The sequence below is a fragment of the Mesorhizobium subarcticum genome, from assembly GCF_055456085.1.
Genome location: NZ_CM144237.1, coordinates 1579700 through 1606523 on the forward strand (window position 1 = coordinate 1579700; position 26824 = coordinate 1606523).

Annotated in this window: 36 protein-coding genes; 19 read left to right on the plus strand and 17 right to left on the minus strand. The window is 63.4% G+C overall.

Annotation, left to right across the window (positions count from 1 at the left end; translation table 11 throughout):
• Positions 1–82: 82 nt before the first annotated feature.
• A complete protein-coding gene (locus tag ACZYHG_RS07530; protein WP_464613241.1) occupies positions 83–715 on the minus strand; it encodes a LysE family translocator in 633 nt (210 codons plus the stop codon).
• Positions 716–854: 139 nt separating this feature from the next.
• On the opposite strand from ACZYHG_RS07530, the gene ACZYHG_RS07535 reads away from it, so the two are divergent.
• A complete protein-coding gene (locus ACZYHG_RS07535) occupies positions 855–1277 on the plus strand; it encodes a metallopeptidase family protein (protein ID WP_027032002.1) in 423 nt (140 codons plus the stop codon).
• Between the two features lie 286 nt (positions 1278–1563).
• Here ACZYHG_RS07535 and ACZYHG_RS07540 read toward each other — a convergent pair whose 3' ends face one another.
• Together ACZYHG_RS07540 and ACZYHG_RS07545 are read right to left on the minus strand one after the other, a co-directional pair.
• Positions 1564–1770, minus strand: coding sequence for a DUF1737 domain-containing protein (locus ACZYHG_RS07540; protein ID WP_027032001.1), 207 nt, complete (start codon positions 1768–1770; stop codon positions 1564–1566).
• Positions 1771–1820: 50 nt separating this feature from the next.
• Positions 1821–2699 carry an HpcH/HpaI aldolase/citrate lyase family protein gene (locus ACZYHG_RS07545; protein ID WP_464613242.1) on the minus strand — a complete coding sequence of 293 codons (879 nt, stop codon included), beginning with the start codon at positions 2697–2699 and terminating at the stop codon, positions 1821–1823.
• Positions 2700–2829: 130 nt separating this feature from the next.
• On the opposite strand from ACZYHG_RS07545, the gene ACZYHG_RS07550 reads away from it, so the two are divergent.
• From ACZYHG_RS07550 to ACZYHG_RS07570, 5 genes are read left to right on the plus strand one after another with little or no spacing between them, the layout of a single operon-like run.
• Entirely contained in the window at positions 2830–3027 is a 198-nt protein-coding gene (locus tag ACZYHG_RS07550; RefSeq protein ID WP_464613243.1) for a hypothetical protein, read from the plus strand.
• Complete coding sequence (locus ACZYHG_RS07555; RefSeq protein WP_464613244.1) at positions 3024–4583, plus strand: DUF4153 domain-containing protein; 1560 nt, start codon at positions 3024–3026, stop codon at positions 4581–4583. The genes ACZYHG_RS07550 and ACZYHG_RS07555 overlap by 4 nt, the downstream gene beginning before the upstream one ends.
• A 3-nt stretch (positions 4584–4586) precedes the next feature.
• Complete coding sequence (locus tag ACZYHG_RS07560) at positions 4587–5279, plus strand: response regulator (protein WP_464613245.1); 693 nt, start codon at positions 4587–4589, stop codon at positions 5277–5279.
• Positions 5270–6871 carry an ATP-binding protein gene (locus ACZYHG_RS07565; protein WP_464613246.1) on the plus strand — a complete coding sequence of 534 codons (1602 nt, stop codon included), beginning with the start codon at positions 5270–5272 and terminating at the stop codon, positions 6869–6871. Before ACZYHG_RS07560 ends, ACZYHG_RS07565 begins: the two co-directional genes overlap by 10 nt.
• 28 nt (positions 6872–6899) lie before the next feature.
• Entirely contained in the window at positions 6900–8066 is a 1167-nt protein-coding gene (locus tag ACZYHG_RS07570; protein ID WP_464613247.1) for an NAD(P)/FAD-dependent oxidoreductase, read from the plus strand.
• A 6-nt stretch (positions 8067–8072) separates the two neighbouring features.
• On the opposite strand, the gene ACZYHG_RS07575 is transcribed toward ACZYHG_RS07570, so the two are convergent.
• The 5 genes from ACZYHG_RS07575 to ACZYHG_RS07595 form a co-directional block, all read right to left on the minus strand.
• Positions 8073–8804, minus strand: coding sequence for a DUF72 domain-containing protein (locus ACZYHG_RS07575; RefSeq protein ID WP_464613248.1), 732 nt, complete (start codon positions 8802–8804; stop codon positions 8073–8075).
• Positions 8805–8857: 53 nt separating this feature from the next.
• Positions 8858–9349, minus strand: coding sequence for an SRPBCC family protein (locus ACZYHG_RS07580; RefSeq protein ID WP_464613249.1), 492 nt, complete (start codon positions 9347–9349; stop codon positions 8858–8860).
• 43 nt (positions 9350–9392) lie between these two features.
• Positions 9393–9839 (minus strand): SRPBCC family protein, encoded by a 447-nt coding sequence (locus tag ACZYHG_RS07585; RefSeq protein WP_027031992.1) that lies wholly within the window; start codon positions 9837–9839, stop codon positions 9393–9395.
• Positions 9839–10156 carry an ArsR/SmtB family transcription factor gene (locus tag ACZYHG_RS07590; protein WP_464613250.1) on the minus strand — a complete coding sequence of 106 codons (318 nt, stop codon included), beginning with the start codon at positions 10154–10156 and terminating at the stop codon, positions 9839–9841. The genes ACZYHG_RS07585 and ACZYHG_RS07590 overlap by 1 nt, the downstream gene beginning before the upstream one ends.
• A gap of 81 nt (positions 10157–10237) precedes the next feature.
• Complete coding sequence (locus ACZYHG_RS07595) at positions 10238–10663, minus strand: GNAT family N-acetyltransferase (RefSeq protein ID WP_464613251.1); 426 nt, start codon at positions 10661–10663, stop codon at positions 10238–10240.
• 156 nt (positions 10664–10819) lie between these two features.
• Here ACZYHG_RS07595 and leuD point away from each other — a divergent pair, with 156 nt between their 5' ends.
• From leuD to leuB, 6 genes are all read left to right on the plus strand, one after another.
• Positions 10820–11425 carry a 3-isopropylmalate dehydratase small subunit gene (leuD, locus tag ACZYHG_RS07600; RefSeq protein WP_464613252.1) on the plus strand — a complete coding sequence of 202 codons (606 nt, stop codon included), beginning with the start codon at positions 10820–10822 and terminating at the stop codon, positions 11423–11425.
• 73 nt (positions 11426–11498) lie between these two features.
• Positions 11499–12422, plus strand: a complete 924-nt coding sequence (locus ACZYHG_RS07605) for a hypothetical protein (protein WP_464613253.1) — start codon at positions 11499–11501, stop codon at positions 12420–12422.
• Between the two features lie 54 nt (positions 12423–12476).
• Positions 12477–12968 carry an ester cyclase gene (locus tag ACZYHG_RS07610; protein ID WP_464613254.1) on the plus strand — a complete coding sequence of 164 codons (492 nt, stop codon included), beginning with the start codon at positions 12477–12479 and terminating at the stop codon, positions 12966–12968.
• A gap of 37 nt (positions 12969–13005) precedes the next feature.
• Positions 13006–13389: a RidA family protein gene (locus ACZYHG_RS07615; protein WP_464613255.1), complete on the plus strand. Its 384-nt coding sequence runs from the start codon at positions 13006–13008 to the stop codon at positions 13387–13389.
• The gene (locus ACZYHG_RS07620) at positions 13386–13736 is read left to right on the plus strand and encodes a VOC family protein (RefSeq protein ID WP_464613256.1); all 351 of its coding nucleotides are present in this window, start codon (positions 13386–13388) and stop codon (positions 13734–13736) included. Before ACZYHG_RS07615 ends, ACZYHG_RS07620 begins: the two co-directional genes overlap by 4 nt.
• 88 nt (positions 13737–13824) lie before the next feature.
• Positions 13825–14928, plus strand: a complete 1104-nt coding sequence (gene leuB / locus ACZYHG_RS07625; RefSeq protein WP_464613257.1) for a 3-isopropylmalate dehydrogenase — start codon at positions 13825–13827, stop codon at positions 14926–14928.
• 77 nt (positions 14929–15005) lie between these two features.
• On the opposite strand, the gene ACZYHG_RS07630 is transcribed toward leuB, so the two are convergent.
• The 4 genes from ACZYHG_RS07630 to ACZYHG_RS07645 form a co-directional block, all read right to left on the minus strand.
• The gene (locus ACZYHG_RS07630; RefSeq protein ID WP_464613258.1) at positions 15006–15404 is read right to left on the minus strand and encodes a MarR family winged helix-turn-helix transcriptional regulator; all 399 of its coding nucleotides are present in this window, start codon (positions 15402–15404) and stop codon (positions 15006–15008) included.
• A gap of 49 nt (positions 15405–15453) precedes the next feature.
• Positions 15454–15591, minus strand: a complete 138-nt coding sequence (locus ACZYHG_RS07635; protein WP_464613259.1) for a hypothetical protein — start codon at positions 15589–15591, stop codon at positions 15454–15456.
• A complete protein-coding gene (locus ACZYHG_RS07640) occupies positions 15588–15884 on the minus strand; it encodes a hypothetical protein (protein ID WP_464613260.1) in 297 nt (98 codons plus the stop codon). The genes ACZYHG_RS07635 and ACZYHG_RS07640 overlap by 4 nt, the downstream gene beginning before the upstream one ends.
• A 147-nt stretch (positions 15885–16031) precedes the next feature.
• A complete protein-coding gene (locus ACZYHG_RS07645; RefSeq protein WP_464613261.1) occupies positions 16032–16727 on the minus strand; it encodes a DUF805 domain-containing protein in 696 nt (231 codons plus the stop codon).
• A 138-nt stretch (positions 16728–16865) separates the two neighbouring features.
• On the opposite strand from ACZYHG_RS07645, the gene ACZYHG_RS07650 reads away from it, so the two are divergent.
• Positions 16866–18275 (plus strand): glycosyltransferase, encoded by a 1410-nt coding sequence (locus ACZYHG_RS07650; protein ID WP_464613262.1) that lies wholly within the window; start codon positions 16866–16868, stop codon positions 18273–18275.
• A 65-nt stretch (positions 18276–18340) separates the two neighbouring features.
• Here ACZYHG_RS07650 and ACZYHG_RS07655 read toward each other — a convergent pair whose 3' ends face one another.
• Positions 18341–20206, minus strand: a complete 1866-nt coding sequence (locus ACZYHG_RS07655; RefSeq protein ID WP_464613263.1) for a DEAD/DEAH box helicase — start codon at positions 20204–20206, stop codon at positions 18341–18343.
• Positions 20207–20408: 202 nt separating this feature from the next.
• On the opposite strand from ACZYHG_RS07655, the gene ACZYHG_RS07660 reads away from it, so the two are divergent.
• Positions 20409–20543: a hypothetical protein gene (locus ACZYHG_RS07660; protein ID WP_275451169.1), complete on the plus strand. Its 135-nt coding sequence runs from the start codon at positions 20409–20411 to the stop codon at positions 20541–20543.
• A gap of 108 nt (positions 20544–20651) precedes the next feature.
• Positions 20652–21686: an aspartate-semialdehyde dehydrogenase gene (locus ACZYHG_RS07665; protein ID WP_027059343.1), complete on the plus strand. Its 1035-nt coding sequence runs from the start codon at positions 20652–20654 to the stop codon at positions 21684–21686.
• A 253-nt stretch (positions 21687–21939) separates the two neighbouring features.
• Here ACZYHG_RS07665 and ACZYHG_RS07670 read toward each other — a convergent pair whose 3' ends face one another.
• Positions 21940–22347, minus strand: coding sequence for an ACT domain-containing protein (locus ACZYHG_RS07670; protein WP_464613264.1), 408 nt, complete (start codon positions 22345–22347; stop codon positions 21940–21942).
• A gap of 189 nt (positions 22348–22536) precedes the next feature.
• Here ACZYHG_RS07670 and ACZYHG_RS07675 point away from each other — a divergent pair, with 189 nt between their 5' ends.
• The 4 genes from ACZYHG_RS07675 to ACZYHG_RS07690 all read left to right on the plus strand — a co-directional run bounded on the left by ACZYHG_RS07675 (position 22537) and on the right by ACZYHG_RS07690 (position 24918).
• On the plus strand, positions 22537–23442 hold the full coding sequence (locus tag ACZYHG_RS07675; protein WP_464613265.1) for a bestrophin family protein: 906 nt from the start codon (positions 22537–22539) through the stop codon (positions 23440–23442).
• A gap of 68 nt (positions 23443–23510) precedes the next feature.
• Positions 23511–23795, plus strand: a complete 285-nt coding sequence (locus ACZYHG_RS07680; protein WP_464613266.1) for a hypothetical protein — start codon at positions 23511–23513, stop codon at positions 23793–23795.
• A 167-nt stretch (positions 23796–23962) separates the two neighbouring features.
• Positions 23963–24373 carry a DoxX family protein gene (locus ACZYHG_RS07685; protein WP_464613267.1) on the plus strand — a complete coding sequence of 137 codons (411 nt, stop codon included), beginning with the start codon at positions 23963–23965 and terminating at the stop codon, positions 24371–24373.
• Positions 24374–24390: 17 nt separating this feature from the next.
• Entirely contained in the window at positions 24391–24918 is a 528-nt protein-coding gene (locus tag ACZYHG_RS07690) for an SRPBCC family protein (RefSeq protein WP_464613268.1), read from the plus strand.
• Between the two features lie 43 nt (positions 24919–24961).
• On the opposite strand, the gene ACZYHG_RS07695 is transcribed toward ACZYHG_RS07690, so the two are convergent.
• The 3 genes from ACZYHG_RS07695 to rpsP all read right to left on the minus strand — a co-directional run bounded on the left by ACZYHG_RS07695 (position 24962) and on the right by rpsP (position 26798).
• A complete protein-coding gene (locus ACZYHG_RS07695) occupies positions 24962–25306 on the minus strand; it encodes a hypothetical protein (RefSeq protein ID WP_464613269.1) in 345 nt (114 codons plus the stop codon).
• Between the two features lie 158 nt (positions 25307–25464).
• A complete protein-coding gene (locus tag ACZYHG_RS07700; RefSeq protein ID WP_464613270.1) occupies positions 25465–26310 on the minus strand; it encodes an acyl-CoA thioester hydrolase/BAAT C-terminal domain-containing protein in 846 nt (281 codons plus the stop codon).
• Positions 26311–26396: 86 nt separating this feature from the next.
• A complete protein-coding gene (gene rpsP / locus ACZYHG_RS07705) occupies positions 26397–26798 on the minus strand; it encodes a 30S ribosomal protein S16 (RefSeq protein WP_027031966.1) in 402 nt (133 codons plus the stop codon).
• Positions 26799–26824: the final 26 nt, after the last annotated feature.

Sequence of the window (26824 nt, forward strand, 5' to 3'; positions counted from 1 at the left end):
TGTTATGTTCCTATAGATTCCAGAGGCTGCCCGAAGAGTCAAGCAGAGTCACAAGGAATTTATTCCTGCAAGCGCGTGTGCTTTAGCGCTGGCCGCCAAGAGCCAGCCGTGCGGCCAGACCCGCGAATACGGTTCCGAGCAGGATTTGTGGCGCCCGACGGAACCGCGTGCGCTTCGACAACGCCGCTCCGATCCGGCTCGCGGTCAGGATGACCAGGCCGTTGACCACCAGCCCGATCAGGTTGAGCACGGTGGCCAGCAGCAGGATCTGGCCGGCGACGGAACCGGTCTCGGGGCGTACGAATTGCGGGAACAGCGCCAGCACGAACAGCGCCATTTTCGGGTTGAGCAGATTGGTCAGCAGGCCTTGCCGGAAGATGCGGCCTTGCGAATAGCGCGGCAGGCCGGCGATCGGGGCAAATGCCGTTCCATCGGAACGGAACGCCTTCCAGGCGAGCCAGGCGAGGTAGGCTGCGCCGGCATAGCGCACGATGTCGTAGGCGATGGGTGCTGCCAGGAACAGTTGCGACAGGCCGAAGGCGGCGGCCAGCGCGTGGCAATAGGTGCCGGCGGCAATGCCGGCATAGGTAGCGAGGCCCGAGGCGCGCCCCTGGCTGGCGCTGCGCGAAGCGATCAGCAGCATGTCCGGCCCCGGTGTCGCGGTCAGCGCGAGGCAGGCAATGGCGAAAAGTCCGATGGTGGAAAGGTCCGGCATGAGAACTCCTGAGAGATGGCCGGAACCGACCCCTACGCGATTCCCCGGCAGTGGCAAAGCAAAAGCAGTTGAGCCAGGAATCGACGCTCCATTTGCCTCGATCGATGCGAAAGCCTATATGCCGGGCAAAGGACAAAGCATGGCCCGCATCTACAAATCCCGCACCTGGCATGGTGAACTTGCGCCCTCGATGGAGGAGATGGAGTTCCTCGCTTTGGAGGCTTACGCTCACCTTCCGGAGGACTTTCGCAAGCTGACCGGCGAGATCGTCATCCAGATCGCCGAATTCCCAACCGACGAGATCATGGACGATCTGTCGCTGGAGACGCCGTTCGACCTGCTCGGCCTGTTCGAGGGCCGCGGCATCGCCGAACGCTGGAACCCGCAGACCGGCGAAGGCCCGAACCGCATCACGCTCTACCGCCGCGCCATGCTTGACTACTGGGCCGAAAATGAGGAGACGCTGGGCGACATCGTCACCCACGTCCTGATCCACGAGATCGGCCACCATTTCGGCCTGTCGGATGACGATATGGAGAAGCTCGAAGAGGCTGCCGAATAGGCCCACACTTCGTCATCCTAGGGCGGAGCAAGGAGCGAAGCGACACGCGCAGACCCTAGGATCCATGCCGTGACCTAGGCGCGTTGCAACGGTGCAAAACACTCACCGCCCAGTTCCGCGAAAGAGTACGAACCATCCTCGTCGGATGCACGCACAAGCGGCATTCTGATCCGCTGTATACTACGACCAACGTCACGGCATGGATCCTAGGGTCTGCGCCGCGTCGCTTCGCTCCTTGCTCCGCCCTAGGATGACGAAGAGAGGGAAGGGCTTCAGCGCTGTCCTCCTACCAGTCGCTGAGCTTGGTATCCGGCCCGTATTCCTGGCCGTCAATATCCTTCACCACGGCCTGGCCGCAGCGCATGGTTTTGGCTTTCTTGTCATAGGCATAGGTCGGCGAGCCGAACAGGTGCCAGCCCTTGTTCAATGCGGCCGTCACCTTGTGGCAGAAGCTGGCATCGTCCGGGCCGGTCAGAAAGCGGTAGAGTTTCATCGGGTTAGTTCCTGTCGTGAGTGCCCATGGCTCGCAAGCATGGGGTGATATCATGCGCCGATGGCGGCCGCCTTCGCCAGCAGTTTTTCCGCCTGCGCCAAATGCAGCCGCTCGACCATCTTGCCGTTCAGCGAAATCACGCCTTTGTCGGCATTCTCGGCAAGTGAAAAGGCGTCCTTTATCAACCGCGCCTCGGTCAGCGCTGCCGGGGACGGCGCGAAAGCCAGGTTCGCCGCTTCGATCTGGGCCGGATGGATCAGGGTCTTGCCGTCGAAGCCCATGGCGGCCCCCTCCGCGCACTCCCGGGCAAAGGCATCGAGGTCGCGAAAATCGTTGGAGACGCCGTCGAGCATGTCGAGGCCACCGGCGCGCGCGGCCAGCACCATCTGCATCAGCCAGGGCACGAGGTAGCGCCGGTCAGGCGTCGCCAGCACACCGGTGTCCTTGACCAGATCATTCGTTCCGGCAACGAAACAATCGAGCCTTGACGCCGGGTCGCGGCCCAGTTCGGCAATGGCGCCGATGTTGAGCAGCGCCTTTGGTGTCTCGATCATCGCCCAGAGTTTCACGCTGTCGGGGGCAAAATTGTCGTCCAGCACGTCACCGACTTCGAGAATGTCGCGCGGTGTGCCGACCTTGGACAACAGGATGCCGTCGGGCTCGAATTTTGCCGCGGCCAGCAAATCGTCGGCGCCCCATTCGCTGGCCAGCGCATTGACGCGCACCACCATCTCGCAGCGCCTAGCGGGGCGATTGGCGAAAATGCCGGCCAGCTTCTCGCGGGCGGCGATCTTGTCGGCGGGGGCGACGGCATCCTCCAGGTCGATGATGACGGCATCGCAGGATAATTGCGCAATCTTGGCAAGCGCCTTGTCGTTGGAGGCCGGGACGTAGAGCACCGAGCGGCGCGGGCGGTAGGGTTCGGTCATGCCTGATCTATGCCGCGTGTGGCTGGTGGAGGCAAGCTGTCTCCCGCCCTGCACAAAAACTGCACAGGCCTGCGGAAAACCTCCTCGGATCCGCCCCGCCGTCTCCCCGCCCGCCTGCGAAACAGGCGGCATGCACAAGCGAGCAAAACCCCGTTGGCCCCTGCCCTACCGGCTGCGCAGCGAAGGCTGGTGGCTGGTCGATACGCCGCGCGCCAACCCCGAAGCGATCCTCATTCCCTTTGTCCGCAAGAGCCCGCCGCCAATGCGGCCGGAGGCCATCGGGCCAGATGCCATCAGGCCAGACACAATCAGGAAAGTCAGCTCATGACAGCGTTTTTCACCGCCGCGCCAAGCTATTGCAGCCGCTTTGGTGTCGCCGCGCTGCTGGTCGTGCTGGCGGATTTTTTGTTTTATGGCCAACCTGCCGGCATCACGGTTTTCCTGTTTGCCATCCTGATCGCCGCCGCGGTGGTGGCCGTGCATCCCACAGCCTTCAACGACATCAGGGTCTGGTTCAAACCCGCCGCTTTGCTGGTCGCGCTGCTGCCGCTTGCCGAAAATGTCAGCGCTCTGTCTGTCTCGATCGCGCTTGCGGCCCTGGTCGTCTTCGCGCTTTCGCTGAGCGGGCGCCTGCGGCACAGCATGGCACGTATTGCCGGCCAGATCGCGCTGTTCCTGTTGGCGGCGCCGTTCCGCTTCATCAGAGATTTCATCCGCTGGCGCAAGACAGCGCGCCGGTTTGGCGGGCGCCGCGTCCGGCTGGCGGCGGTCGCCGTCTGGGTGATGCCGCTGACGCTGGGCGCCGTCTTCCTGGCGCTGTTCGGCGCCGCCAATCCGGTCATCGATTACTGGCTGTCGCTGATCGACCTGATGAAACTGCTCGATCTCATCCAGCTGGCGCGGATTTTCTTCTGGCTGTTCGTGCTTGCCGGCGTCTGGGGTTTTTTGCGGCCACGCCTGCCGCGTTTTCAGCGACGCATCCCTCGGCCAAATCATGCCCTTGCCAATGCTCAACCGGCCAGTGCGCAACCGGCCAGTGCGCAAAGGCACGTCGTTGAGGACGTCCTGTTTGGCAAGGCCGCCATCCTGCGCGCACTTGTCGTCTTCAACATCCTGTTTGCGCTGCAGACCGGGCTCGACGCCACCTATCTGTGGGGCGGGGCAGCACTCCCAGACGGGTTGAGCTACGCCGCCTATGCGCATCGCGGCGCCTATCCGCTGGTTGCCACCGCGCTGCTTGCCGCCGGTTTCGTGCTGGCGGCGCTCAGGCCCGGCAGCGAGACATCAGGCGATCCGCTCATCCGCCGGCTGGTCTATGCCTGGGTGGCGCAGAACATCATGCTGGTCGTCTCGTCGATCCTGCGGCTCGACCTCTATATCGGCATCTATGCGCTGACCTACTGGCGTGTCGCCGCTTTCGTCTGGATGGGGCTGGTGACGGCAGGGCTTGCGCTGATCATCGCCCGCATCGCGCTTGGAAAATCCAACGAATGGCTCTCCTCCGCCAATCTTCTGACGTTATCGCTGACGCTTTATGCATGCTGTTTCATCAATTTCGCAGCAACGATCGCCAATTACAATGTCGACCATTCCCTCGAGATGACCGGCCAGGGCATCCCCCTCGACGCCTGGTATCTGCGCTCGCTCGGCCCGGGTGCGTTTCCGGCGCTCGATCGTTTCTTCGATCATCAGGACAACACGCCTGCCGCCGGCGCTGTGCGCGAGCTGGAAGGATTGCGGGCCAGCGACGAAGACTGGTATCGCGCCGTGCAGCTGAACTGGCGGGCCTGGAGCTTTCGCGACTGGCGCCTGCTTCGATATCTCGACAGCAAGGGGGCGCTTGTGCTTCCTCAGCCTCAGCAACCTTCCTTGCCGGGCCGCTGACCGATGCCGCATCACATCCTCGTCGCCGACGATGACCCGCATATCCGCGAAGTGATCTGCTTTGCCTTGGAAAAGGCGGGCATGAAGACGCATGCAGTGGCCGACGGTGCGGCCGCCCTGCAGGAAATCGGACGCCGCACCCCCGACCTTGTCGTGCTCGACATCGGCATGCCGGAGATGGACGGGCTGGAGGTCTGCCGGCGGCTTCGGCACACCTCCGATGTGCCGGTGCTGTTCCTGTCCGCGCGCGACGAGGAGATCGACCGCATTCTCGGGCTCGAAATGGGCGGCGACGACTATGTGACGAAACCGTTTTCCCCGCGCGAGCTGGTGGCCCGTGTCAACGTCATCCTGCGCCGCGCGCGCCCGGTGCCGGCCGAACCGGCCGACGACAGGCAGTTCGCGCATGGCAAGCTCGCCTTGGTGCCGGCCAGCCATGCCGTCAGCTTCGACGGCAAGCCGCTTGCCCTGACGGGGATCGAGTTCTCGATCCTGAAAGGGTTTCTGGCGCGGCCCATGCATGTGCTCGGCCGCGACGCGGTGATGGCCAATGCCTATGCGGGAAAAATCCATGTCGCTGACCGCACCGTCGACAGCCACATCCGCAACATCCGCGCCAAGCTGGCGGCGGTGGGCTGCCTGGATGCCATCGAGACCGTGCATGGCGTCGGCTTCCGGCTTGGCCGATGCGGCTGAGGGCTTCGCGCAAATGGATCGGCCGCAAATGGCGGCCCCGGCTTGCCACGGTCGTCGTCGCCATCCTGATCCTGGTCATGGCCTTGCCGCTGGTCGGCCTGTTCTTCTTCCGCCTTTACGAGAACCAGTTGATCCGCCAGACAGAGGCCGAGCTGATCGCGCAAGGGGCGGCCATATCAGCCATCTATGCGCAGGATGTGCGCGACGCCGGCATTGCGCCGGACAAACTTGGCGCGCCGATGCCGCAGGCCAATGGAAGTGCCAGCCGAAGCGTTAATCCTGATGGCCCCTACCGGCCGATCGAGCCGCGTCTCGATCTCGCCTCCGATTATGTACTTCCGACCCGGCCGGCGGCGATGCCCGGCGTCACCGATCCGGCCTTCGCAGCGGTCGGCACGCGCCTGTCCGGCATTCTCGACGCAACGCAGAAAACCACGCTGGCCGGGTTTCGGCTGCTCGACCCCAGGGGCGTCGTCATCGCCGGGCGTGGTGAAGTCGGGCAGTCGCTTGCCGAGGTCGATGAGGTGCGCGAGGCACTTGCCGGCCGCTATGCCAGCGCGCTGCGCCTGCGCATTCCTGACCAGCCGACGCCACCGCTCTATTCGGTCAGCCGCGGCACCAAGGTGCGCGTTTTCGTCGCCTTGCCGGTGGCTGTCGATGGTCACGTCGCCGGCGTGGTCTATGTCTCGCGGACGCCCAACAACATCGTCAAACATCTCTATGGCGAGCGCGGCAAGGTGACCCTGGCGGCGATCGCCATCCTTGGCGGCACGCTGCTCATAGGCCTCGTCTTCCTGCGCACCGTCAGCCGGCCGATCTATGCGCTGATCGACCGCACGCAGCGCATCGCCGCCGGCGAGCGCGACGCGATCCGGCCGCTCGACCATCACGGTACCTATGAAATGGCCGAGCTGTCCGCCGCCTTCCTCGACATGGCGGAAAAGCTGCAGGCGCGCTCGGACTCGATCCAGACCTTTGCCACCCATGTCTCGCACGAGCTCAAATCGCCGCTGACGGCGATCCAGGGGGCGGCCGAACTGCTGCGTGATGCCGGCTCGACGATGGACGATGACGAGCGGCGGCGCTTCTCCAACAATATCGTCACCGATGCCGGGCGACTCAATTTGCTGGTCCGCCGCCTGCTCGACCTGGCGAAGGCCGAAAACCTTGCGCCGAGCGGCGAAAGCACTTCGATCAATGCTGCGTTGGCACTGCTGCCCGTCGACACCAGGCTGGCGGTTAGCGTCGAGGTCGGCGGTGATCTGAGCCTGCGGATATCAGCCGAAAACGCTGCCATCGTGCTTGCCAATCTGATCGACAATTCTGCCAGGCACGGCGCGACGCAGGTTTCGATCACCGCCGCAAGCGCCGGCGGCAAGGCGACGGTTCTGGTTGGCGACGATGGCGACGGCATTTCGCCGAGCAACCGGGCGCGCATCTTCGAGCCGTTCTTCACCACCCGGCGCTCTACCGGCGGCACCGGCATGGGTCTCGGCATCGTTCTGGCCCTCCTGAAAGCGCATGATGGTATGATCCGGCTGGTTGACAGCGAGCCCGGCACGCGCTTCGAGATCATTCTGCCGGCGGCATAGACAGGCCGCTGCCCGGATCGGAGAAAAAATGCGCTACGACATCGTCATCATCGGCGGGGCTATCGTCGGGTCCTCCATTGCCTATTATCTGCGCGAGGAAGGGTTTTCCGGCTCGATCGCGCTGATCGAGCGCGATCCGCAATTCGCGCATGCGGCAACGACGCTGTCGATGGCCTCGATCCGCCAGCAATTTTCGATTCCCGAAAACATCCGCCTGTCGCAGTTCACGCTAAAACTGTTCCGGCGGCTGAAGGAAGAATTCGGCACGGACGCCGATATCGGTTTCCGCGAGGGCGGCTATCTCATCCTTGCCGGAGAAGCGGGGCTGCCGATCCTCAAGGCCAATCATGACGCGCAGATCGCCGAGGGCGCCGACATCGTGCTGGAGGACGCCGAGCAGCTGACGCGGCGCTTTGCCTGGCTGTCGACCGAAGGCATTTCCGCCGGCGCCTATGGCCGGAGCGGCGAAGGCTGGTTCGACGCACATGCGATGCTGACGCTGTTCCGCAAGGCACTGCGCGACAAGAAGATCGATTTCATCACCGCTTCGGTCACCGGCATTGCGCGCGACGGCAACCGCGTCACCGGTGTCTCCCTCGACAATGGCCAGACCCTGGAAGCCAGCATCGTCGTCAACGCCGCCGGGCCGAACGCCGGCAAGGTGGCTGCTCTCGCCGGGCTGGCGCTGCCGGTCGAGCCGCGCAAGCGCAACGTCTTCGTCTTCGAGGCGCGCGAGAAATATGCCGACATGCCGCTGCTGGTCGATCCTTCCGGCATCTATGTCAGGCCGGAAGGCTCGGTCTACCTCACCGGCGGCGCCGAGCCTGAGGAGGGTGATGGGCCGGCTGACCCCAGCGATTTTGACGTCGACTGGCCGCTGTTCGAAGAGGTGATCTGGCCGGTGCTGGCAACCCGCATTCCGGCCTTCGAAGCGATCAAGGCGACCCGCGCCTGGGCCGGGCACTATGATTACAACACCCTGGACCAGAACGCGGTGATCGGCCCGCATCCCGAGGTTGGCAATTTCCTGTTCGCCAACGGATTCTCCGGCCACGGCCTGCAGCAGGCGCCGGCGGTGGGTAAGGCGCTGGCGGAACTGATCGTGCACGGGGGGTATCGGACGATCGATTGCTCAGCGTTTGGCTATGGGCGCGTGGCTGAGGGGCGGGCGTTTCGGGAATTGAATGTTATTTGAAGGCGTCTAGGCAATCATCTCGCCAACCTTGAGTGCGTTGCCAAGCGCATGGCCTGATGCCGTGTTGTCGAAAATCCCCCAGACCTCGGCGCCAGAAGCGGCCGTTGCTTGCACCTGCCGGCGGATGCGGTCGAGGCTTTCGGCGTCGTAATCCGAGTAATAGACTCGTGGCACGCCGTGCCAGCGGAAATAGGCGAGGCCGGACCAGCCGCCCGGCACCGCAGCAGCCGGCACCGGGGCGGGGTCGGCGGCAACGCGCGCGATCTGGCGGCCAGCCAGAAGCGTCTCCGCTTCTGCTTCGAACCAGCCGGGGTGGCGCGGTTCGCAAACGAGCCTGGCCTTTGTTCGCTTGCTCAACATGTCGAAGAAATTGCCGGCAACATTCGCTTCGAACGGCAAGCTCGGCGGCAGCTGCACCAGAAGCACGCTCAGTTTTTCGCCAAGACCTTCGACCTGCTGCAGAAACGCATCGGCAAGCACGTCGCAATCCACGAGACGATGCTCGTGGGTCATTGCCTTCGGCGTCTTGACGGCGAAGCGGAAGTGCTCCGGCACGGAACCTGCCCATCGTTCATAGGTCTCGCGGCGATGCGGCTTGTAGAAGGATGTGTCGATCTCGACGATCGGGAAGCGCTGGGAATAACGTTCGAGATGCGAGCCGGGCTGCGGGAAATATTGCTTGTATCGGGTTGGAATTCCCCAGCCGGCCGTACCTATGAAACATCGCTGCTTTTCCATGCATGGGATGTGGACCAGATGAGGTGCTGGTCAAGGCGGGGTGCGCCCGCTGCTCAAGCCGCCGCCAGCTTCCCAGCCGCGACATAGTCCTGCAGCCAGGCCAGCGCCCGGCCCCAACCCTCGGCATGCTCGGTGGCCGCTGCACGCAGCCCGGCAAAACCGCCATGGCAGATGGTGAGGCGCGTGCCCTTGGCGATGGGTTCCAGCAGCCAGGCAACCGTCGTCTGCCGCCTGCCAAGTGTGGGGTGATCCCATGCATAGGCCCGCGTCTGCACGATGCGGCGCGGCGCTTCGATCTCGAGGAATTCACCGCCCGCCGGCAGGTCCCTTCCGTCAGCCGTGCGGACGACAACCGTCCAGTGGCCACCGACGCGAAGGTCGGCTGACCAATCGAGCACCCGGTTGGTGTGGGCGGACCCCCACCATTGCTCGACTTCCTTGCCGACCAGTGCCCTGAAAATGTGTTCCGGAGGTGCTTCGATGTCGGCCGATGCCATGACGGTTTCGCCATTGGTCATGCTCTGCGCGAAAGGGCTGTGCATCATGGGCGCTTCCAGCGGTATTTGTTTCGGTATCGGAACGAGCCTTTCATCCCTTCGATGGCGGGCGCTCAAAACCCTTGCCGGTCTCAAGCAGGCTCTTCAGGCTGGCCAGCACCAGCGGCCATCCCTTGGCGACGTTACCGATCAGGCTGTGTGGCCCGTCTGCTTCATGGGTGACGGCAAGCTTCATCAACTCGCCATCCTGTTCGATGGTGAAGGTGCAGCGCGTGTAGCCGTCTTCCCTGACCTCGGGCATCCATTCATTGCGCCACTTGATGACCAGGCGTCGCGGCGGATCAATCTCGAGGATCTCGCCGCTGTCGGCGACGCGGCCATCGGGGAATATCAGTTTCCAGCTGGAGCCCACTTTCCAATCGCTCTCCTGATAGGAGCAGAGGAAGAACTGCCGGTTGAACTCCGGGTCGGTCAGCGCCTCCCAGAGCTTCTCGGGCGTGGTGCGGATGTAGGTCACATAAACGAAGCTGTTGGTCATCAGTCTTCCCTTTCGAGGCGTTTCTTCAGTTCGCTGAGGGCTGTCAGCCGCCCTCGCTCGAATTTGCCGATCCAGCGTTCGGCGATCTCGTTGATGGGAACTGGGTTGAGGTAGTGCTCCTTCTCACGGCCCCGGCGGAGCGTGGTGAGGAGGCTTGCTTCCTCCAGGATCGCCAGATGCTTGGTCACCGCCTGGCGCGTCATGGCCATCTCCTCGCACAGAGCGTTCAGCGTCTGCCCGTTCCTGGCATGGAGGCTGTCCAGCAATTGCCGGCGTGTCGGGTCGGCCAAGGCGCGAAAAACTGCATCCATGCTCATGGCCTTAATATGCAACCATTTGGTTGCATGTCAAGCGGCAAGAGTGCTTGTCATTTACCGGCTGCAGTCACAGGCGAAAAATCAGCCCTTGCGGTCGAACCAGAAGGCGTCGGGCATGCGCTTCATGCCGATGCGCTCGTAGAAGCCGACCGCGTCGGGCACGGAGAGGAGGCTAATGGCGACGGAGGGTCCGAGCTGCCGCCGCGCCTCCTTCAGCAGGCCCTTGCCAATGCCAAGTCCCTGCGCCGATTGGGAAACGGCGAGCTCCGAGACATAACACACCCAGGAGAAGTCGGTGACGGCGCGGAGGAGGCCGATCAGCGGCTTGCCTTCGATGTCGAGGCGCGCCGTCAGCACCAGATTGGCGCCCGACAGCATCGCCTGCAGCCTGGCGGGATCATCGACAGGCCGTGTCTCGCCGAGGCCGGATTCCACCAGCACGCGGCGGAATTCGGCGATGTCCAGCGCGGGTTCGCTGTTGTAGAGGACATGAGAGTTTTCAGCCATGGCAGCCAGACTGCACCAACGGGTGGCGAATTCGAAGCCGTTCTTATGTGGCACTCTTAGGCCAGCGCGCACAAACAGTTGCCTTTTATTTGCCCCCGGCTTTGTGTAAACCGTGCCTCAGCAAATCCCCCCGCAACGAAAACACGGGCCAAAGCCATGGAAAAATTCACCAAGCTCACCGGCGTCGCCGCTCCCATGCCGATCGTCAATGTCGACACCGACATGATCATCCCGAAGGATTATCTCAAGACGATCAAGCGCACCGGGCTTGGCACCGGCCTGTTTGCCGAAATGCGCTACAAGGACGATGGTTCGGAAAACCTGGATTTCGTGCTCAACAAGCCGGCCTACCGCAAGGCGCAGATCCTTGTCGCCGGCGACAATTTCGGCTGCGGCTCGTCGCGCGAACACGCGCCGTGGGCGCTGCTCGATTTCGGCATACGCTGCGTCATCTCGACGTCGTTTGCCGACATCTTCTACAACAACTGCTTCAAGAACGGCGTGCTGCCGATCACCGTCAGCCCCGAGGATCTGGAAAAGCTGATGGATGACGCCTCGCGCGGCTCCAACGCCACTTTGTCGGTCGATCTCGAAGCCAAGGAAATCCGTGGTCCCGATGGCGGCGTGGTCAAATTCGACCTCGACGAATTCAGGCGGCACTGCATGCTCAACGGGCTCGACGACATTGGCCTGACCATGGAGAAGGCCGGCGCCATCGCCTCGTTCGAGAAGCGCAACGCCGAACAGCGCCCCTGGGCCTGAGCGATATCGCCTGACGATAGACCCGGCCCGGTTTCAGGCCGGGTTCGCGGTGACTGAATGGGGAGGCACGGCCATGACACGTTCGCTTCTTGCCGGCGTTTGCGGGCTGGCCTTGTTGCTGGTGCCCGCCGCGTTCGCGCAGACGCAGACGCCCGCCGCGCAGCCGGCGCCCGCAACGGATCAGCCGGCCGCTGACCCCGGAACGAACGCCGCAAATGCTGCCGATGACGACAAGCAGGCGCCCGTGCCATTCGAGGGCGGCCAGCTCACCATCACCCAGCCGCAGCAGGACGGTGAGAAGGTGCTGGCCTATGACGGCCAGCAACTGGCGAGCAATTATGACGTCTTCTTCGACAAGATTGTCGAGGTCGGCGGCGTCAAGGTGGCACTGTTCGATGTCGGCGATGGCGGCAACCAATGTGGCCCGGCAACCGTGATCGTTTGGAAGCCGGAAGGCGGCACCATCCAGAGCACCAAGGTCGAGCAGGACGAATGCGGCGCGCCGCCCACGGCGGTATCCGACAGCGCCATCTATTTCGTGCCCTATCTGCTGCCGGGCGATGAGAAGCCGGCTTTGCAGTGGTCGCCGACCGACGGGCTGACGATTTCGGGTAACCTGACCTACATGCCGGAACCTGGCACCGACTGGAAAGACATCGATCCGGAAAAATATCAGAACATCATCGATGCCTTCCACAATGAGGCGGTCTACAAGGAAGCGGAAAAGCTGCTCGGCAAGGACATGACCGACATGGCGACCAGCCTGCTGGTCGGCGGCGGCACGGAAAAGATGGCGTCCGGCGCCTTCTATGCCACAGGCTGCGTGCCGCATGATTGCGGCGGCAATGACGGCTTCATGGCGGTCGATCCGGCCAAACACGAGCTCTACTTCGCCCGTCGCGGCGACGATGGCCAGCCGAAAGGCTGGCCATCGCTGGCGACATGGCCGGCCGATATCAAGGCAGCGCTGGACAAGGCACAGGGCGCGGCGAATTAGCGGGCATCGCCAAGCAACGGGTGTTCCTGTTGCCATTTCCGGACGGAGGTTACGATGCAGAATCGGCGACAAGTAACGACGGCCGGGCTGCTTCTCGGCGGCGGCCTGCTCGCACCGACGCTGGCTCGGGCAGCGACCTCGCCTCAATCACTGGCGGAACGGTTCGCGGCGACATTGAGCGCAGGCGATATTGACGGCTTCTCCGGATTGTTCGCCGACACCTATGTGAATCATCAAAAAAGCGCTGCGGCACCGCCGCCCGCGAACATCACGCCGAAGCAGGGAACCGTGGCCTTCTTCAAGGCTCGGCTGGTGGCAATGCCAGACCTCAAAGTCGCCACCGAAGTCGTGGTCGCCGACAAGGACCATGTGGCGGCGAGCTTCGTCTACAGCGGCACACACAAGCGTAGCTATTTCGGTGTCGCACCGACCGGTCGGACACCGCGCTTCACCTACTGCGACATTTTTCGGGTGCAAGACGATCGCATTGTGGAGCATTGGGGCATGGGCGACATCGCAGGCGTCCTGGCGCAACTGCGAGCCTGACCATCCAAAGCGATCGAACATCCTGCAAGGGGCAATCATGCGAAAACTCATCTCCACCGGTTCACCGTTCGAAAAGACCGCCGGTTATTCGCGCGCGGTGGTGCAGGGCGACTGGTGCTTCGTGTCGGGGACGACCGGCTACGACTATGCGACGATGACGATGCCGGAGACCGTCGAGGCGCAGACGCGCAATTGCCTGGCGACGATCGGCAAGGCGCTTGCCGACGGCGGCTTTGACATGGCCGATGTGGTGCGGGCGCATTACTACATCACTGACCAGGCCTTTGTGGACGTGGTCTTCCCGATCCTGGGCGAAACATTCGGCGATAACAGGCCGGCGGCGACGATGATCGTCTGCCAGCTCAACAAGCCGGAAATGAAGATCGAGATCGAGGTCACGGCGCTGCGGCGGACGGCATGAAGGTCCGGCGCATCATCGCCAACATCGCGACATCAGATATCGCGGCGGCCAAGCGCTTCTATCAGGATGTGCTCGGCCTCGATCTGCTCATGGATCACGGTTGGATCGCCACCTATGGCTCGCAAGAAAAAATGGATGTGCAGATCAGCTTTGCCGAGCAGGGCGGCTCGGGCACGCCGGTGCCGGATCTGTCGATCGAGGTCGATGATGTCGATGCCGCACTCGAAGGCATGAAGGCCGCCGGCTTCGTCATCGAATACGGACCGGCCGACGAGCCCTGGGGCGTGCGGCGCTTCTATGTGCGCGATCCCTTCGGCCGGCTGGTCAACATTCTCTCGCATCGGTGAAGGGTGCTTCTCAACGCTAGGCTTGCGCCGCAAGCGCTTGGCGTTTAGCAAAGCGCCGGTTCAAATCTTTTCTGGGACGGTTTTCTCCATGGCAACGAAGCATCTTTTCCTGCTCCCCGGCGACGGCATCGGCCCCGAGGCCATGGCCGAGGTCAAGAAACTGATTGCGGCCATGAACGACAAGTTCGCCAGCGGCTTCGTCACCGATGAGGGCCTGGTCGGCGGCTGCGCCTACGATGCGCATGGTGCGGCGATTTCCGATGCCGACATGGCAAAGGCGATGGCGGCCGACGCGGTGCTGTTCGGCGCCGTCGGCGGTCCGAAATGGGATGCGGTGCCCTACGAGGTGCGTCCCGAGGCCGGCCTCCTGCGGCTGCGTAAGGACATGGAGCTGTTCGCCAATCTGCGCCCGGCCATCTGCTACCCGGCGCTCGCCGCATCCTCCTCGCTCAAGCAGGAAGTCGTCGAAGGCCTCGACATCCTCATCGTGCGTGAGCTCACAGGCGGCGTCTATTTCGGCGAACCCAAGCAGATCATCGATCTCGGCAACGGCCAGAAGCGCGGCATCGATACCCAGGTCTACGACACGTTCGAGATCGAGCGCATTTCGGGCGTCGCCTTCGAGCTGGCGCGGACGCGCAAGAACCACGTCACCTCGATGGAAAAGCGCAACGTCATGAAGTCGGGCGTGCTGTGGAACGAGGTCGTCACCCAGACCCATAAGGCGCGCTACTCAGACGTCAAGCTCGACCACATGCTGGCTGACGCCGGCGGCATGCAGCTGGTGCGCTGGCCAAAACAGTTCGACGTCATCGTCACCGACAATCTGTTCGGCGACATGCTGTCCGACATCGCCGCCATGCTGACCGGCTCGATCGGCATGCTGCCGTCGGCCTCGCTCGGCGCGCCTGATGCCAAGACCAAGAAGCGCAAGGCGCTCTACGAGCCGGTGCACGGCTCGGCGCCAGACATTGCCGGCAAGGGCATCGCCAACCCGATCGCCATGATCGCCTCCTTCGCCATGTGCCTGCGGTATTCCTTCGGCATGGTCGAGGAAGCCGACCGCGTCGAAAGCGCGATCGCCGCCGTGCTCGACCAGGGCCTTCGCACCAAGGATATTTTCTCGGCCGGGATGACCGAGGTCGGCACCGTCGAAATGGGCGACGCGATCATCGCCAAATTCCTGGCTTAAGCCGCAGCGCAGCTCGGCCTTAGGGGATGGAGCATGATGTCGTCCGAAAACCGCTTCACACTTTTCGGCATCATGCTCTAGCGAATATCGCCGGCAAGCTGACGCAGTAGGCCGACGAGCCGCGCCTCGTCCACCGGCCCGAAAAAGGCAGCGTCGGCGGCTTCGACGGCGACGATGGCGCTCTGCGCGGCCGCCGCTCCGGCTGGGGTGATGCGGATCACCTTGGCGCGGGAATCCCTGGGGTCTGTCTCCCGCGCAATCAATCCTTTTGCCTCAAGCCGGGCAACGACATCCGATGTCATCTTCACCTCGGTGCCGGCCTGGGCGGCGAGCTGCACCTGGTTGGGCGGCTCACCATCGCGGCCGAGCCACATCGCCGAGGCCAGCAGCACGAACTGGACATGGGTCAGGTCGAGAGGGGCGAGCGCCGCCGTCATGACGCGCTGCCAGCGCATGGTGGTTCGCCAGAGCAACAAGCCGGGGCTCTCCGAAGGTCCGCTGAAGCGCGTGTTCAAATCCTGCCCATCAGCCATTTTTCGCCAACGCCTCCGCCTGCTCGAACAATTTGGCCATCGAGACGTCGAAATCGCCGCTGATCTGCGGGCCGAGTTCGGGTCCGACCTCGGCGGCCGAGGGGCCTGATATTTCGAGCCGATGGGTCACTTGCGTGCCGCCTTCGACCTGTAATACAGCGTATGGCGGAACAAGAGCCTGGTGTCACCAAACGAGGTCTCGTCGGCATAGGTGACGTTATCGACGAGATCGACGATAACAGATTCAAACGTGTCCTGCCCGACCGGCGTCACCGAGACGCGGGTGCCCTTGGCGAACGGCCCGTGCAGCACGAAATTGTCCGACCCTTCATAGGTGAGGCGGCCTTCATGCAACGCCTTCAGCGCGTTCCAGATGGCTTGCGCGGGAAGGGAGGAAATCGCGGTGTATTCATTGGTCCACATTGTCTTGGCTCCTGTCCGATCGACCATTCGATCTGTGCACAGACTATCTGTGCACAGAGTAAATTGCAAGGGAATTTTGCTGCTACGCCTGGATGGTGCCAACTCCTTGTTTCTTATGCAGTTTCGGACGGTATGCCGCCGGGGTCGTTATACCCTGATGCCGGCCGGCACCGGTCCCCACTGGTTTTCGCGGGCCTGCGTCGGGATGAACGCAAAGACCAGGATGATCAGACTGCCGATGGTGGGGATCAGGATCACCAGGCAGAGCCAGCCGGTCAGCCCGATGTCGTGCAGGCGGCGCACGATCATGCCGAGGCTGGGCAGGAAGGTGGCCAGCAGGAAGGTGCCGCACAGGCCAACAGTGACCGCCGCTGAGAAGCTGGTGTCGAAATTGCCCATTTCGATGTCGGTGAAGATGCCGATGCCGCCGATGATCAGCAGGCAAACCGTCCAGAACAGGCAATAGCTCCAATATTCCTTGCGCCGGGCGCGGCCGGCAAAATTGAAGTAGTTCTGGGTCACACTACGCCAGAAATAGCCCCAGAGATCGGTGGGCTCGGCCGTCCGGCCGAATGGCTGCGTCTGCGATACGGCGGGCGCAGGTGCAGGGTTGGCTTGAACCGGCGCGGCGCTTGTGCCGGCGGCCGGGCTTGCGGTCTGGGCGGCGACCGGAAAGACGTCGCGCGCCTGGCCGCCGCCTGGCTGGAACTCGACCGCCGTGCCGTTGGGCATTGCTGCCTGGCGACGCAGGTTCTCGCGGGTGAAGGTGTAGCGGTTGCCGTCGGCTCCGGTGATAAAGCCGAAGCCCTGGCTCTCGTCGTAGTGAAGCACTTCCCCGCGCATAACCCACCCCTTGTCGCCGCGTCCCTGCCAAGATGTGGCACAGGGCCGAGCTTGGGGGCAAGCCGTGTTCCCAGGCTACCGCCATCGCGGCAAATAAAGCATAAGACATCGAGTGCAACCGTTTCGCCAAAGCAGACAATGACAGTCGAACGTCCCGATGCCGGCGCTGTGATCGAGGACGGGAACATCGCAACGCCCTCCCCGACATTGGCCATCGACGCCACCGGCCTGATGTTCTGGCCGCCCGGTAAGGGCTTGGCGGGTATTCCGCGTGTGGAAAGCTTTCTCGCCAACGCGGCGCTGGCGGATCCCGATCCTTGCGTCGAGGTGGTGGCGTTCAGGTCCGGGGAATGCCGGTTTCGGCCGCTTGCACCTTATGAACAGGACCATGTCGCGGCGGGCGAGATTTCGCCGCATCGTGTGAAACGATGGCCGGGGCAAAGCGTGGCGCTGTCGCAGGCCTTCGAAGCGGTGCGGCAGCAGCCTTGGGCCAAGCGCGAGACGGACCGTCATCTCGCCAAGACGGTGACCAACGGCCGCAAGGGGATCGCCTACCAGGCGACGCGGCTGCTGATCCGCGCCTATCGCCTCTGCCAGCGGGCCAGGGTCCACTTCCGTCAGGAGGCTCCACCCCAGCCGGTCGAGACCAAAGGCGCCCTTGTGCTGATCAGCCATCACATCCTGACCCAGGAAGACCGATCCGCCGTTTCGGGCGCCGCCGGCAAGCTGGCTTTCCTGTGCCATGACATCATCCCGGCCTTGCGCCCCGACCTGCTGGGCGCGGGCACCGGCGAGCGCCGCTTCGGACCCTATCTCGAACACCTCGTGCGCTCCGGCGCTCCGGCATTCTGCGCCTCCGATGAGGTCGGCGCGACACTGACCGAGCACATGCGCAAGGCCGGCATCGCCGCGCCGGTGGTGTACCGGTTCCCTATGCCCTCCATCCTGCACGCAAACGCATCGCGCGCCGGCACGACCTCGCGCATCGAAGGCGGCGAGCCGTTCGTGCTCTACTGCTCGACCATCGAAGTGCGCAAGAACCACATCCTCTTGGCGCGGATCTGGCAGCAGGCGCTGGAAGACGGCGTCAAGCTGCCGCGGCTTGTCTGCGCCGGGCGCTGGGGCTGGATGATCGACGAGTTGAAGGCTTTTCTCAAAGCCCATCCCGAGCTTGCCGCGTCGGTGACGTTCACCGGGCTGGTCAGCGACGAGCAGCTCATCCAATATTATCGCAGCGCCACGTTTGGCGTCTTTCCCTCGCATATTGAAGGCTGGGGCTACGGCGCCTCGGAATGCCTCGATTTCGGTGTTCCGGTCATCGTCTCGACGACGCCGTCGTTGATCGAGGCGACCGGCGGGCTGATGCCGGCGATCGATTCCAACGATCAGGCCGGCTGGTATGCCGCCATCCGCAAGATGGCGGACGATCACGCCTGGCGATCGTCGCTTGCCCAGCGCATCGCCGAGCAGCATCGGCCGACACCGGCATCGGCCAGCTGGGCCGCCATCAAGGCCGGCCTGAAAGAGAGCGCATCTCGCCGTTTTTAGATTTTAGCTCTTTGTCGGACGCAATTCCGAACGGAAAACCGCTACACACTTTTCCTGGAATTGCGTTAGGACGGCCGCTTCGGCTTCTTGTGCTTCGGCGGGCCGGCATTGTCGAATTTCGGCTTGCCTGGCTTTTTCGCCCATGGCTTCGCCTCATGCGCGGCTGCCGGGCGTTGGTCGGATGAGGCCGGGGCACGCTTCTCGAATTTGCGCTTCGGCGCGTTGGGGTCGAACGGCGCCTTGCCGCGATGCGGTTTCTTGTCCGGGCTTGGCGGCTGGTAGCCGGCGCGTGACAGGTCCGGCGTGCCCTCCAGCCGCTTCACCAGGATGTTGCCCTGTAATTTGCGGTCAGGTCCGATCGCGGCCAGAAAACGGTCGGCCCAGTCCGCCGCGATCTGCACGAAGGTCTCTTCCGGCTGCATCTTGATGGCGCCGATCTCGCGCTTCGAGATGCTGCCGGTGCGGCACAGCATCGGGATCAGCCAGCGTGGCTCGGCATTCTGCCGGCGTCCGATCGACAGCGAGAACCAGACGCTGGCGCCGAAATCGTCGCGGCGGCTGGGCGCCTCGTCGCGGCGCGCAAAGTTTTCGCCCGCCGGTCTTTCACGCGATGGCGTGAAGGGTGCTACGTCCATCAGGTCTTCGGGGGCGGAGCGGCTGGCGCGGCACTGGCGCACGAAGGCGGCGGCCACCTGTTCGGCGCCATGCTTGGCGAGCAGTGCGTCGATAAACTCGCGCTCATCCTCCTTCACCGGCTCGTCGAAAACCGGGTCGGCCAGGATGCGCTCGTCATCACGCCGCATCACGTCGTCGGCCGAGGGTGGGCTTGCCCAGGTCGCCTTGAGGCCGGCGTTCTGCAGCAGCCGCTCGGTGCGCTTGCGGGCGCTGCCCGGCACGATCAGCGCGCTGACACCCTTGCGCCCGGCGCGCCCGGTGCGGCCGCTGCGATGCAGCAGCGTTTCCGGGTTGGTCGGCAGGTCGGCGTGGATCACCAGTTCGAGATTGGGCAAGTCGATGCCGCGCGCCGCGACATCCGTGGCGATGCAGACTTTGGCGCGACCATCGCGCATCGCCTGCAGCGCGTGGCTGCGCTCGTTCTGGCTGAGCTCGCCCGACAGCGCGACAACGGAAAAGTTGCGGTTGTTGAAGCGTGCGGTCAGGTGGTTGACGGCGGCGCGGGTGTTGCAGAACACCAGCGCGTTCTTGGCCTCATAGAACCGCAGCACGTTGATGATGGCGTTCTCGCGGTCGGCCTGGGCGACGCTCAGCGCCCGGTATTCGATGTCGAGATGCTGCTTTTCCTCGCCGGCCGCCGAGATGCGCACGGCATCGCGTTGATAACCTTGGGCGAGCGTTGCGATGGAGCGCGGCACGGTGGCCGAGAACATCAGCGTGCGGCGGTCGGCCGGGGCGGCGTCGAGGATGAATTCGAGATCCTCGCGAAACCCGAGATCGAGCATCTCGTCGGCCTCGTCCAGCACCACCGCCTTCAGCGCCGACATGTCGAGCGAGTTGCGGGTGATGTGGTCGCGCAGGCGACCGGGGGTGCCGACGACGATATGGGCGCCGCGGTCCAGCACGCGCCGCTCGGTGCGCATGTCCATGCCGCCGACGCAGGACGCCACCGTCGCGCCGGTCAGTTCATAGAGCCATTCCAGTTCGCGTGTCACCTGCAGCGCCAGTTCGCGCGTCGGCGCGACGGCCAGTGCCAGCGGGGCTGCTGCATGGCCAAAGCGCTCGGCGTCGCCCAGAAGGGTCGGCGCCAGCGCCAGGCCGAAAGCGACGGTCTTGCCGGAGCCGGTCTGCGCCGACACCAGCGCATCGGCCTGGCCGAGCTCCAGAACCGCCTTCTGCACGGGCGTCAGTTCGGAATAACCGCGTTTTTCCAGCGCCTGTGCAAGCGCTGGGACAATAGCTTCGAAGTTGGACATCTCGCTCTTTCGGAATTCAGGGTTCTGCGCTCATCATGGAGCACGAGCCGGGACCGGCGTCACGCCAGCCAAACAATCTTGGCCGTTCGTACTTCCTGGCGCCGCTCTTGTACAGGGCGCGCCTTGAAAGCCAGGCGGTGCGTCGCCAATTGACTCCTGCCGCAAACCGCGTAAAAGCCCGCTTCGAACGGGATCGTTTTCGATGCGCGGCCTTTTGATGGCTCTTCTTGCATTCGACGCCCCCAGCCTCAATGCACATCATTGGGCCGGGCGTTTTGGCGCGTCCCCTCGTTCCAGCAAAACCATGGCCAAAAAAACCACCACCAAAACGGTGTGATTCCCTTGGCCTAACCACCCTCTCCCGGGTCCGGCCCGGGGGACGGAACCCGCATCGGCCAGCGGGTTTTCTCCAAAAACCAAGCGGAGAGGGACAGGAGATTTTTCGATGAGTTTCAAGGTTGCAGTCGTCGGCGCCACGGGCAATGTGGGCCGGGAAATGCTTAACATACTGGAAGAGCGCGGCTTTCCGGTAAGCGAAGTCGTGGCGCTCGCCTCGCGGCGCAGCCAGGGCACGGAAGTGTCGTTCGGCGACCGCACGCTGAAGGTCAGGACGCTCGATCAATATGATTTTTCCGACACCGACATCTGCATCATGTCGGCCGGTGGCAACGTCTCCAAGGAATGGTCGCCCAAGATCGGCAAGCAGGGCTGCGTCGTCATCGATAATTCGTCGGCCTTCCGCTATGACCAGGACGTGCCGCTGATCGTGCCGGAAGTGAACCCGGACGCGATCTCGCTGTTCACGCGCAAGAACATCATCGCCAACCCGAACTGCTCGACGGCGCAGCTGGTCGTGGCGCTGAAGCCGCTGCATGATTTCGCCACCATCAAGCGCGTCGTCGTTGCCACCTACCAGTCGGTGTCAGGCGCCGGCAAGGAAGGCATGGACGAGCTCTTCACCCAGACCCGCGCGGTCTTCGTTGCCGACGGCGTCGAGGTCAAGAAGTTCACCAAGCGCATTGCCTTCAACGTCATCCCGCATATTGACGTCTTCCTCGACGACGGCTCGACCAAGGAAGAGTGGAAGATGGTCGCCGAGACCAAGAAGATGCTCGATCCCAAGATCAAGCTGACGGCGACCTGCGTGCGCGTGCCGGTGTTCATCGGCCATTCTGAAGCGGTCAACATCGAATTCGAGAAGCCGATCACCGCCGACGAAGCGCGCGATATCCTGCGCGAGGCTCCAGGCTGCCAGGTCTTGGACAAGCGCGAGGACGGCGGCTACATCACGCCGCTGGAATCGGCTGGCGAGGACGCCACCTTCATCTCGCGCATCCGCGAGGATTCGACCATCGACAACGGCCTGTCGATGTGGATCGTCTCCGACAATCTGCGCAAGGGCGCGGCCCTCAATGCGGTGCAGATCGCCGAGCTTCTGGTCGAGCGCGGCCTGATCCAGCCGAAGAAGAAGGCGGCCTGACGGCTGTTTGTTTTCGCTCACGGGCCGTATCGCCGCTTGCGCGGCTGGCCCTGCGCGGGCGCGCCGGACGACCGGCGGCCCGCAGTCGCGGGCTCGGCCTTTGGCCGTTAGCTCCCTTCTCCCCGTTTACGGGGGTGAGAAGTGGTCCGCGAAGCGGACGGAAAGCCAATTGCTTGGCCTTCCGAACGACGAACGCCCGGAGCGATAGCGAAGGGCCGGCATGCCGGCAGGCGGATGAGGGGCAGCGCCGGCCTCAGCTTTGGTTTTCCAAGATCGCATCATGCAAGAGTGCCAAAGCCTCCTCCGCTCGCTCCGCTGGCACGAACAGATGATCGTGATAAAAGGCCGAGACCGGATTGACGCCCATGCGGGCGCTTGCCAGCCGCGTGGTGATGGCGGCGAGGAAGCCGACTGCTTCCAGCGATGAGTGGATGTTCAGCGTGATCATCCGGCAGCGGAATGAGGCAGTGAGTCCGGCTGCCTTTGCCGTCTCCTCGGTCACGATCAGCGTCTGGCCTTCACGCTCGCGAAACACCAACACCGGCTCCAGGCCTTCCGGTTGGGCAACCCCATGTGCAAGGGTGACGAAGACATGGACGCCAGGAAGCAATTCCGGTGTCATCGATGCCAACAAAGTCTTCAGATCGGTCTCGCCGGTCATTTGTTTTCTCATGCCTGATGTGGGGACTGGCCGGTCTGCACGCCTTTCAATATCCGTGACTGAACGAAGCCGATAGTCCGCACGCTGCACGCACGACATGGCGATGTCGCTTGCCGATGGGCTTGCGAAGCTATCGCATCGCACAATAGAGAAGCTGAGGACCCGCGCCGGTCCGTGAAAGGCTCTTCGATGATCGTTCGCCCGCGTCCGGGGTTCCTGCAGCTGTTCTTCATCATGCGCGGTTCCGTGGTGCCACGTATCCTGCCGCAGATTTTTGGTTTTGCGCTCTATTCGGCGATCATCGTCGCCCTCGCACGCAGGTTTCAGCTGGATCTTGGCGTCTTCAACATCACGCCGTTCGGGCTGGTAGGCGTGACCCTGTCCATCTACCTCTCCTTCCGCAACAACGCCGCCTACGACCGCTGGTGGGAGGCGCGCAAATTGTGGGGCACGCTGGTTTTTGAGATCCGCAATCTGGCGCGGGCCACGACCAGCCTGATCCCAGAGCGGACCGAACAGCGCGCTTTGCTCATGGATGCGCTTGCCTTCTGCCATTTCCTGCGCGGCCAATTGCGCAAGACCGACAGCATCAACGACGCCCGCGCCTTCATCGAGGCCGAGGCGGACACGGCGGCAGGTTTCGCCAATCCGGCCGACGAGATGGTCAGGCGCATGGGCCGGCGCGCCAATGCGCAGCGCCGCGTCGGCGAGGTCGATTCGATCGGCTTTCGCATCCTGGATGAGAGGCTGGCATCGATCACCGCCATCCAGGCCGGCTGCGAGCGGATCGCCGGCACGCCGCTGCCTTTCGCCTACACGCTGCTGGTGCATCGCACGGCCTACATCGTTTGCCTGCTGCTGCCGATCGGGCTGATCTCGACAACCGGCTGGGCGACGCCACTGTTCACGGCGCTGATCGCCTACACCTTCTTCGGCCTCGACGCGCTTTCGGAAGAGCTCGAGGATCCGTTCGGCACCGAGGCCAACGACCTGGCGCTCGACGGTCTCTGCCGCGTCTGCGAAATCTCGGTGTTCGAGGCGCTGGGCGAAACACCGCCCAAGATGATTCCAGCCGAGAAGTTTTATTTCTCCTGACGATGATCGTCGGAAATTTGCAGGCGCTCTGGTCAATAGAGGACAGCCGCGAGTCTATAAGAAGCTGGATGTCGAAACGAATTGACAGATCATGGGTCGTGTTTGCCAGCGTCGAGAACGACGAACACGACCGCTGTGTCGATATCTTCTCCAGGCCCGACAGATCGTTCGGCTACGAGGAATTCCGCAGGGACGTCGAGGATGGCGGCGCCTGGACGCCAACGGAATACTATTCCGGTGCGCGTTACGATACGGTGGAGCTCGCTTATACCGCGGCGGAGAAATCTGTTGTCTGGCTGGCCGAAGTGCTGAGGGTCAGTCCGAAGCTTCGGCGCATCCCAAGTTCGACCTGAACGCTATGCCCGGTCTCGGCTAGCGGCTTGAGCGTCGTCCTGGCGAGCCAAGCCGTCCAGATATCAAAAAAGTATCCGCGGCGTGTCGGATCATTGCCTCGCCGCGCGTCCTTGGATCGACCTTCACGAAGAAGGTCGGCGCCCACTGAAACACTGAGGGAAGAGCAATGACCATTTCTGAAACCACGACCGTCTCGTCCGGCGCTCTGTGGACCGGCCGCGTGCTCAGCGGCGTCATCATCCTGTTCATGATCTTCGACGGCGCCATCAAGCTGCCGCCGCTCGACATCGTCACGCAAACCATGGTGCAGCTCGGCTGGCCGGCCGATCCGAATGTCGCGCGCATGCTCGGCATCATCGGCCTGATCTCGACGGCACTCTACGCATGGCCACGCACCTCGGTGCTCGGCGCCATCCTGCTCACCGCCTATATGGGCGGCGCCATCGCGACCAAGGTGCGCCTCGACAGCCCGCTATTGTCGCACACGCTGTTCGGTGTCTATCTCGGTGTCATCCTGTGGGCCGGCCTGTATCTGCGCGATCCCAGGGTGCGCGCATTGATCCCGTTCGGCCGATAAGCACGAAAGAGAGAAAAATGTTCAGCACCATCCTTATTATCCTCGTCGTCATCATCGCCGCCGTGCTCATCTATGCGGCGACACGACCGAATGACTTCGTCACCACCCGCACGGCCAGCATCAAGGCGCCGCCGGAAGCGATCTTCCCGCTGATCAACGATTTCAGCCGCTGGCCCGAGTGGTCGCCTTACGAAAAACTCGACCCTGATATGAAGCGCACCCTCTCCGGCGCGGCAAGCGGCAAGGGCGCCGCCTATGCCTGGGAAGGCAACGGCAAGGCCGGCAAGGGACGCATGGAGATCGTCAATTCGGTGCCATCTTCGCTGGTGTCGCTCAAGCTCGATTTCGAGAGGCCGTTTCGAGCCAACAACAGCGTCGACTTCACCTTGACGCCCTCAGGCGGCACAACTGCCGTCTCCTGGGCGATGCGCGGCAGCCGGCCCTTCATCGCCAAGCTGATGGGCCTGTTCATGAATTTCGACACGCTGATCGGTCGGGATTTCGAGGTCGGCCTCGCCAATCTCAAGCGCAGCACCGAAGCATGACCGGCCAGGACCTGTCCGCCGAGCGCCTTAATGGCCCGTCAAATCATGGGATGGTGAAGGGCGCCGAGTCCGAAACCGTTCCGTCGATGATCAGATCGACACGATAGGTGCCAACCGGCCACCCGGCCGTGGGTTTGCTGAGCTGCGAATCCGCCTGGGTGTTCTCTCCGACATGGAGGTCAACCTTGTCGATCGTATAGTTGGCTGGCGCAACGCCATGAGAATCGATCGAAACCCACGAGAATGTGATCGTCGACGTGGCCGGAATGTCCACCAGGTCGGCCGACAAATAGATGACCGGCGTGTCCGCGGGGAATGCGTTCTGGGATTCGCCGCCCTTCGTCGCGGAAAGGACGATATTGGCGAAACTGGCCGCCTGGGCCGGCATGCCAAGGGCGAAGGCCAAAAAGGCCGCGATAGCTAAAGCCAGAACTGATTTCAAGACGCACACTCCCCAAACTGTATCGGCAGGAGATCAACGTCGGAGTCTCCCGTCAAGTGGGGCGCAGGCGAGGCCCGAATATAGGGATGAACATGATGAATAGGCTACAGCAACTTGCGGATGCATCCCCAAGCTTCCTGGCCGAGATCTGCATCGGCGCGGTCGTCGCCGCCATGGGCGTGCGATACCGACCGTGGCGTGGTTTCCCCCGGCAGGAGAATGCGGTGGCCCGCGTCGGGAGTTGAAACGAGGTGCGTTGCCTTTCCGGCATCTTTTCGACGCCGAACGATCGATTGCGCAAAATCGAGGGATGGCCACAGCGCGTCACCGCCACCCGCGACCAGTACAATCTCCGCCGAGATTGCCTCGACGGGAATGGCGGCTCGGTACGCTTCCTGCTTGAAGCTTGCCAGGCAGTGCTCGAAAAGTCCCCTGTAGGATACAAGGCCATCGACACGGCTTGCCTGCCAATTCGGGTCGGTCGGAACGAACGGGAGCGGAACCCCCTTCAGCGTCCATGACGATCGCTCGGGCCAGCTTATGCCATCGCGTCCTGGCCCGATATTGCCCCAAACCACCGATGTCGGGCTGATCGCGACCACGGCATCGATGCGCGGGTCGTGAGCCGCCGCGAGCAGTGACGCCTCGGCGCCTTTCGATGTCCCGACATAGACGATGCGCCGGCAGCCCAGTCCGACAAGGTAGTCGGTTGCGGCGAAAAACGTCTCGATAGGGATTTCGCATATGCCGGGGATTTGGCCGTCGCCGCCGAACCACTGGAGCGCGAGCGCGGACGCCCCTTCCCCGGCAAACAGTCTGGCGCGGGCGACGTCGATGCGGCCGCTGGATCCGCTCAGCACCACGACACCCGTCGTGGCGCCAGGGCATCGCAGAAGCGTTCCGGCAACGCTGCCGGACAGGATTTCTTGTGTGATTGCCCGCTCGGCCATCCTCATCCGCTCGAATGCCACCATGCCGCACAATAGCAAAACGGCGGGCACAGGCCCGCCGTTTCGTCGATGCGATGAAGCACCCTTTATTCGGCGGTGGCGGCTTCCGCCTCGGCCGGGGCGGCAGTAGCGGCCGCAACGGCGGCGGCGGCATCTTCCTGCGCCTTCTTCAGAAGCGAGGCGCGTTCCTGCGCCTTCTTGCCCGGCTCGGCCTTCTTCGGGTTGGAACGGGCGTCGCGCTTGGCAATGCCGGCCTCGTCGAGGAAGCGCAGCACGCGGTCGGTCGGCTGGGCGCCGTGCGACAGCCAATGCTTGACGCGGTCGGCGTCAACCTTGACGCGCTCGCCGTCCTTGGGCAGCAGCGGGTTCCACGAGCCGAGCGACTCGATGAAACGGCCGTCGCGGGGCGAACGGGCGTCGGCAACGACGACGTGATAGTAAGGACGCTTCTTCGAGCCCGCGCGGGCCAGTCTGATCTTCAGTGCCATTTCTTTTCTCCTAAAAACTCTGATTT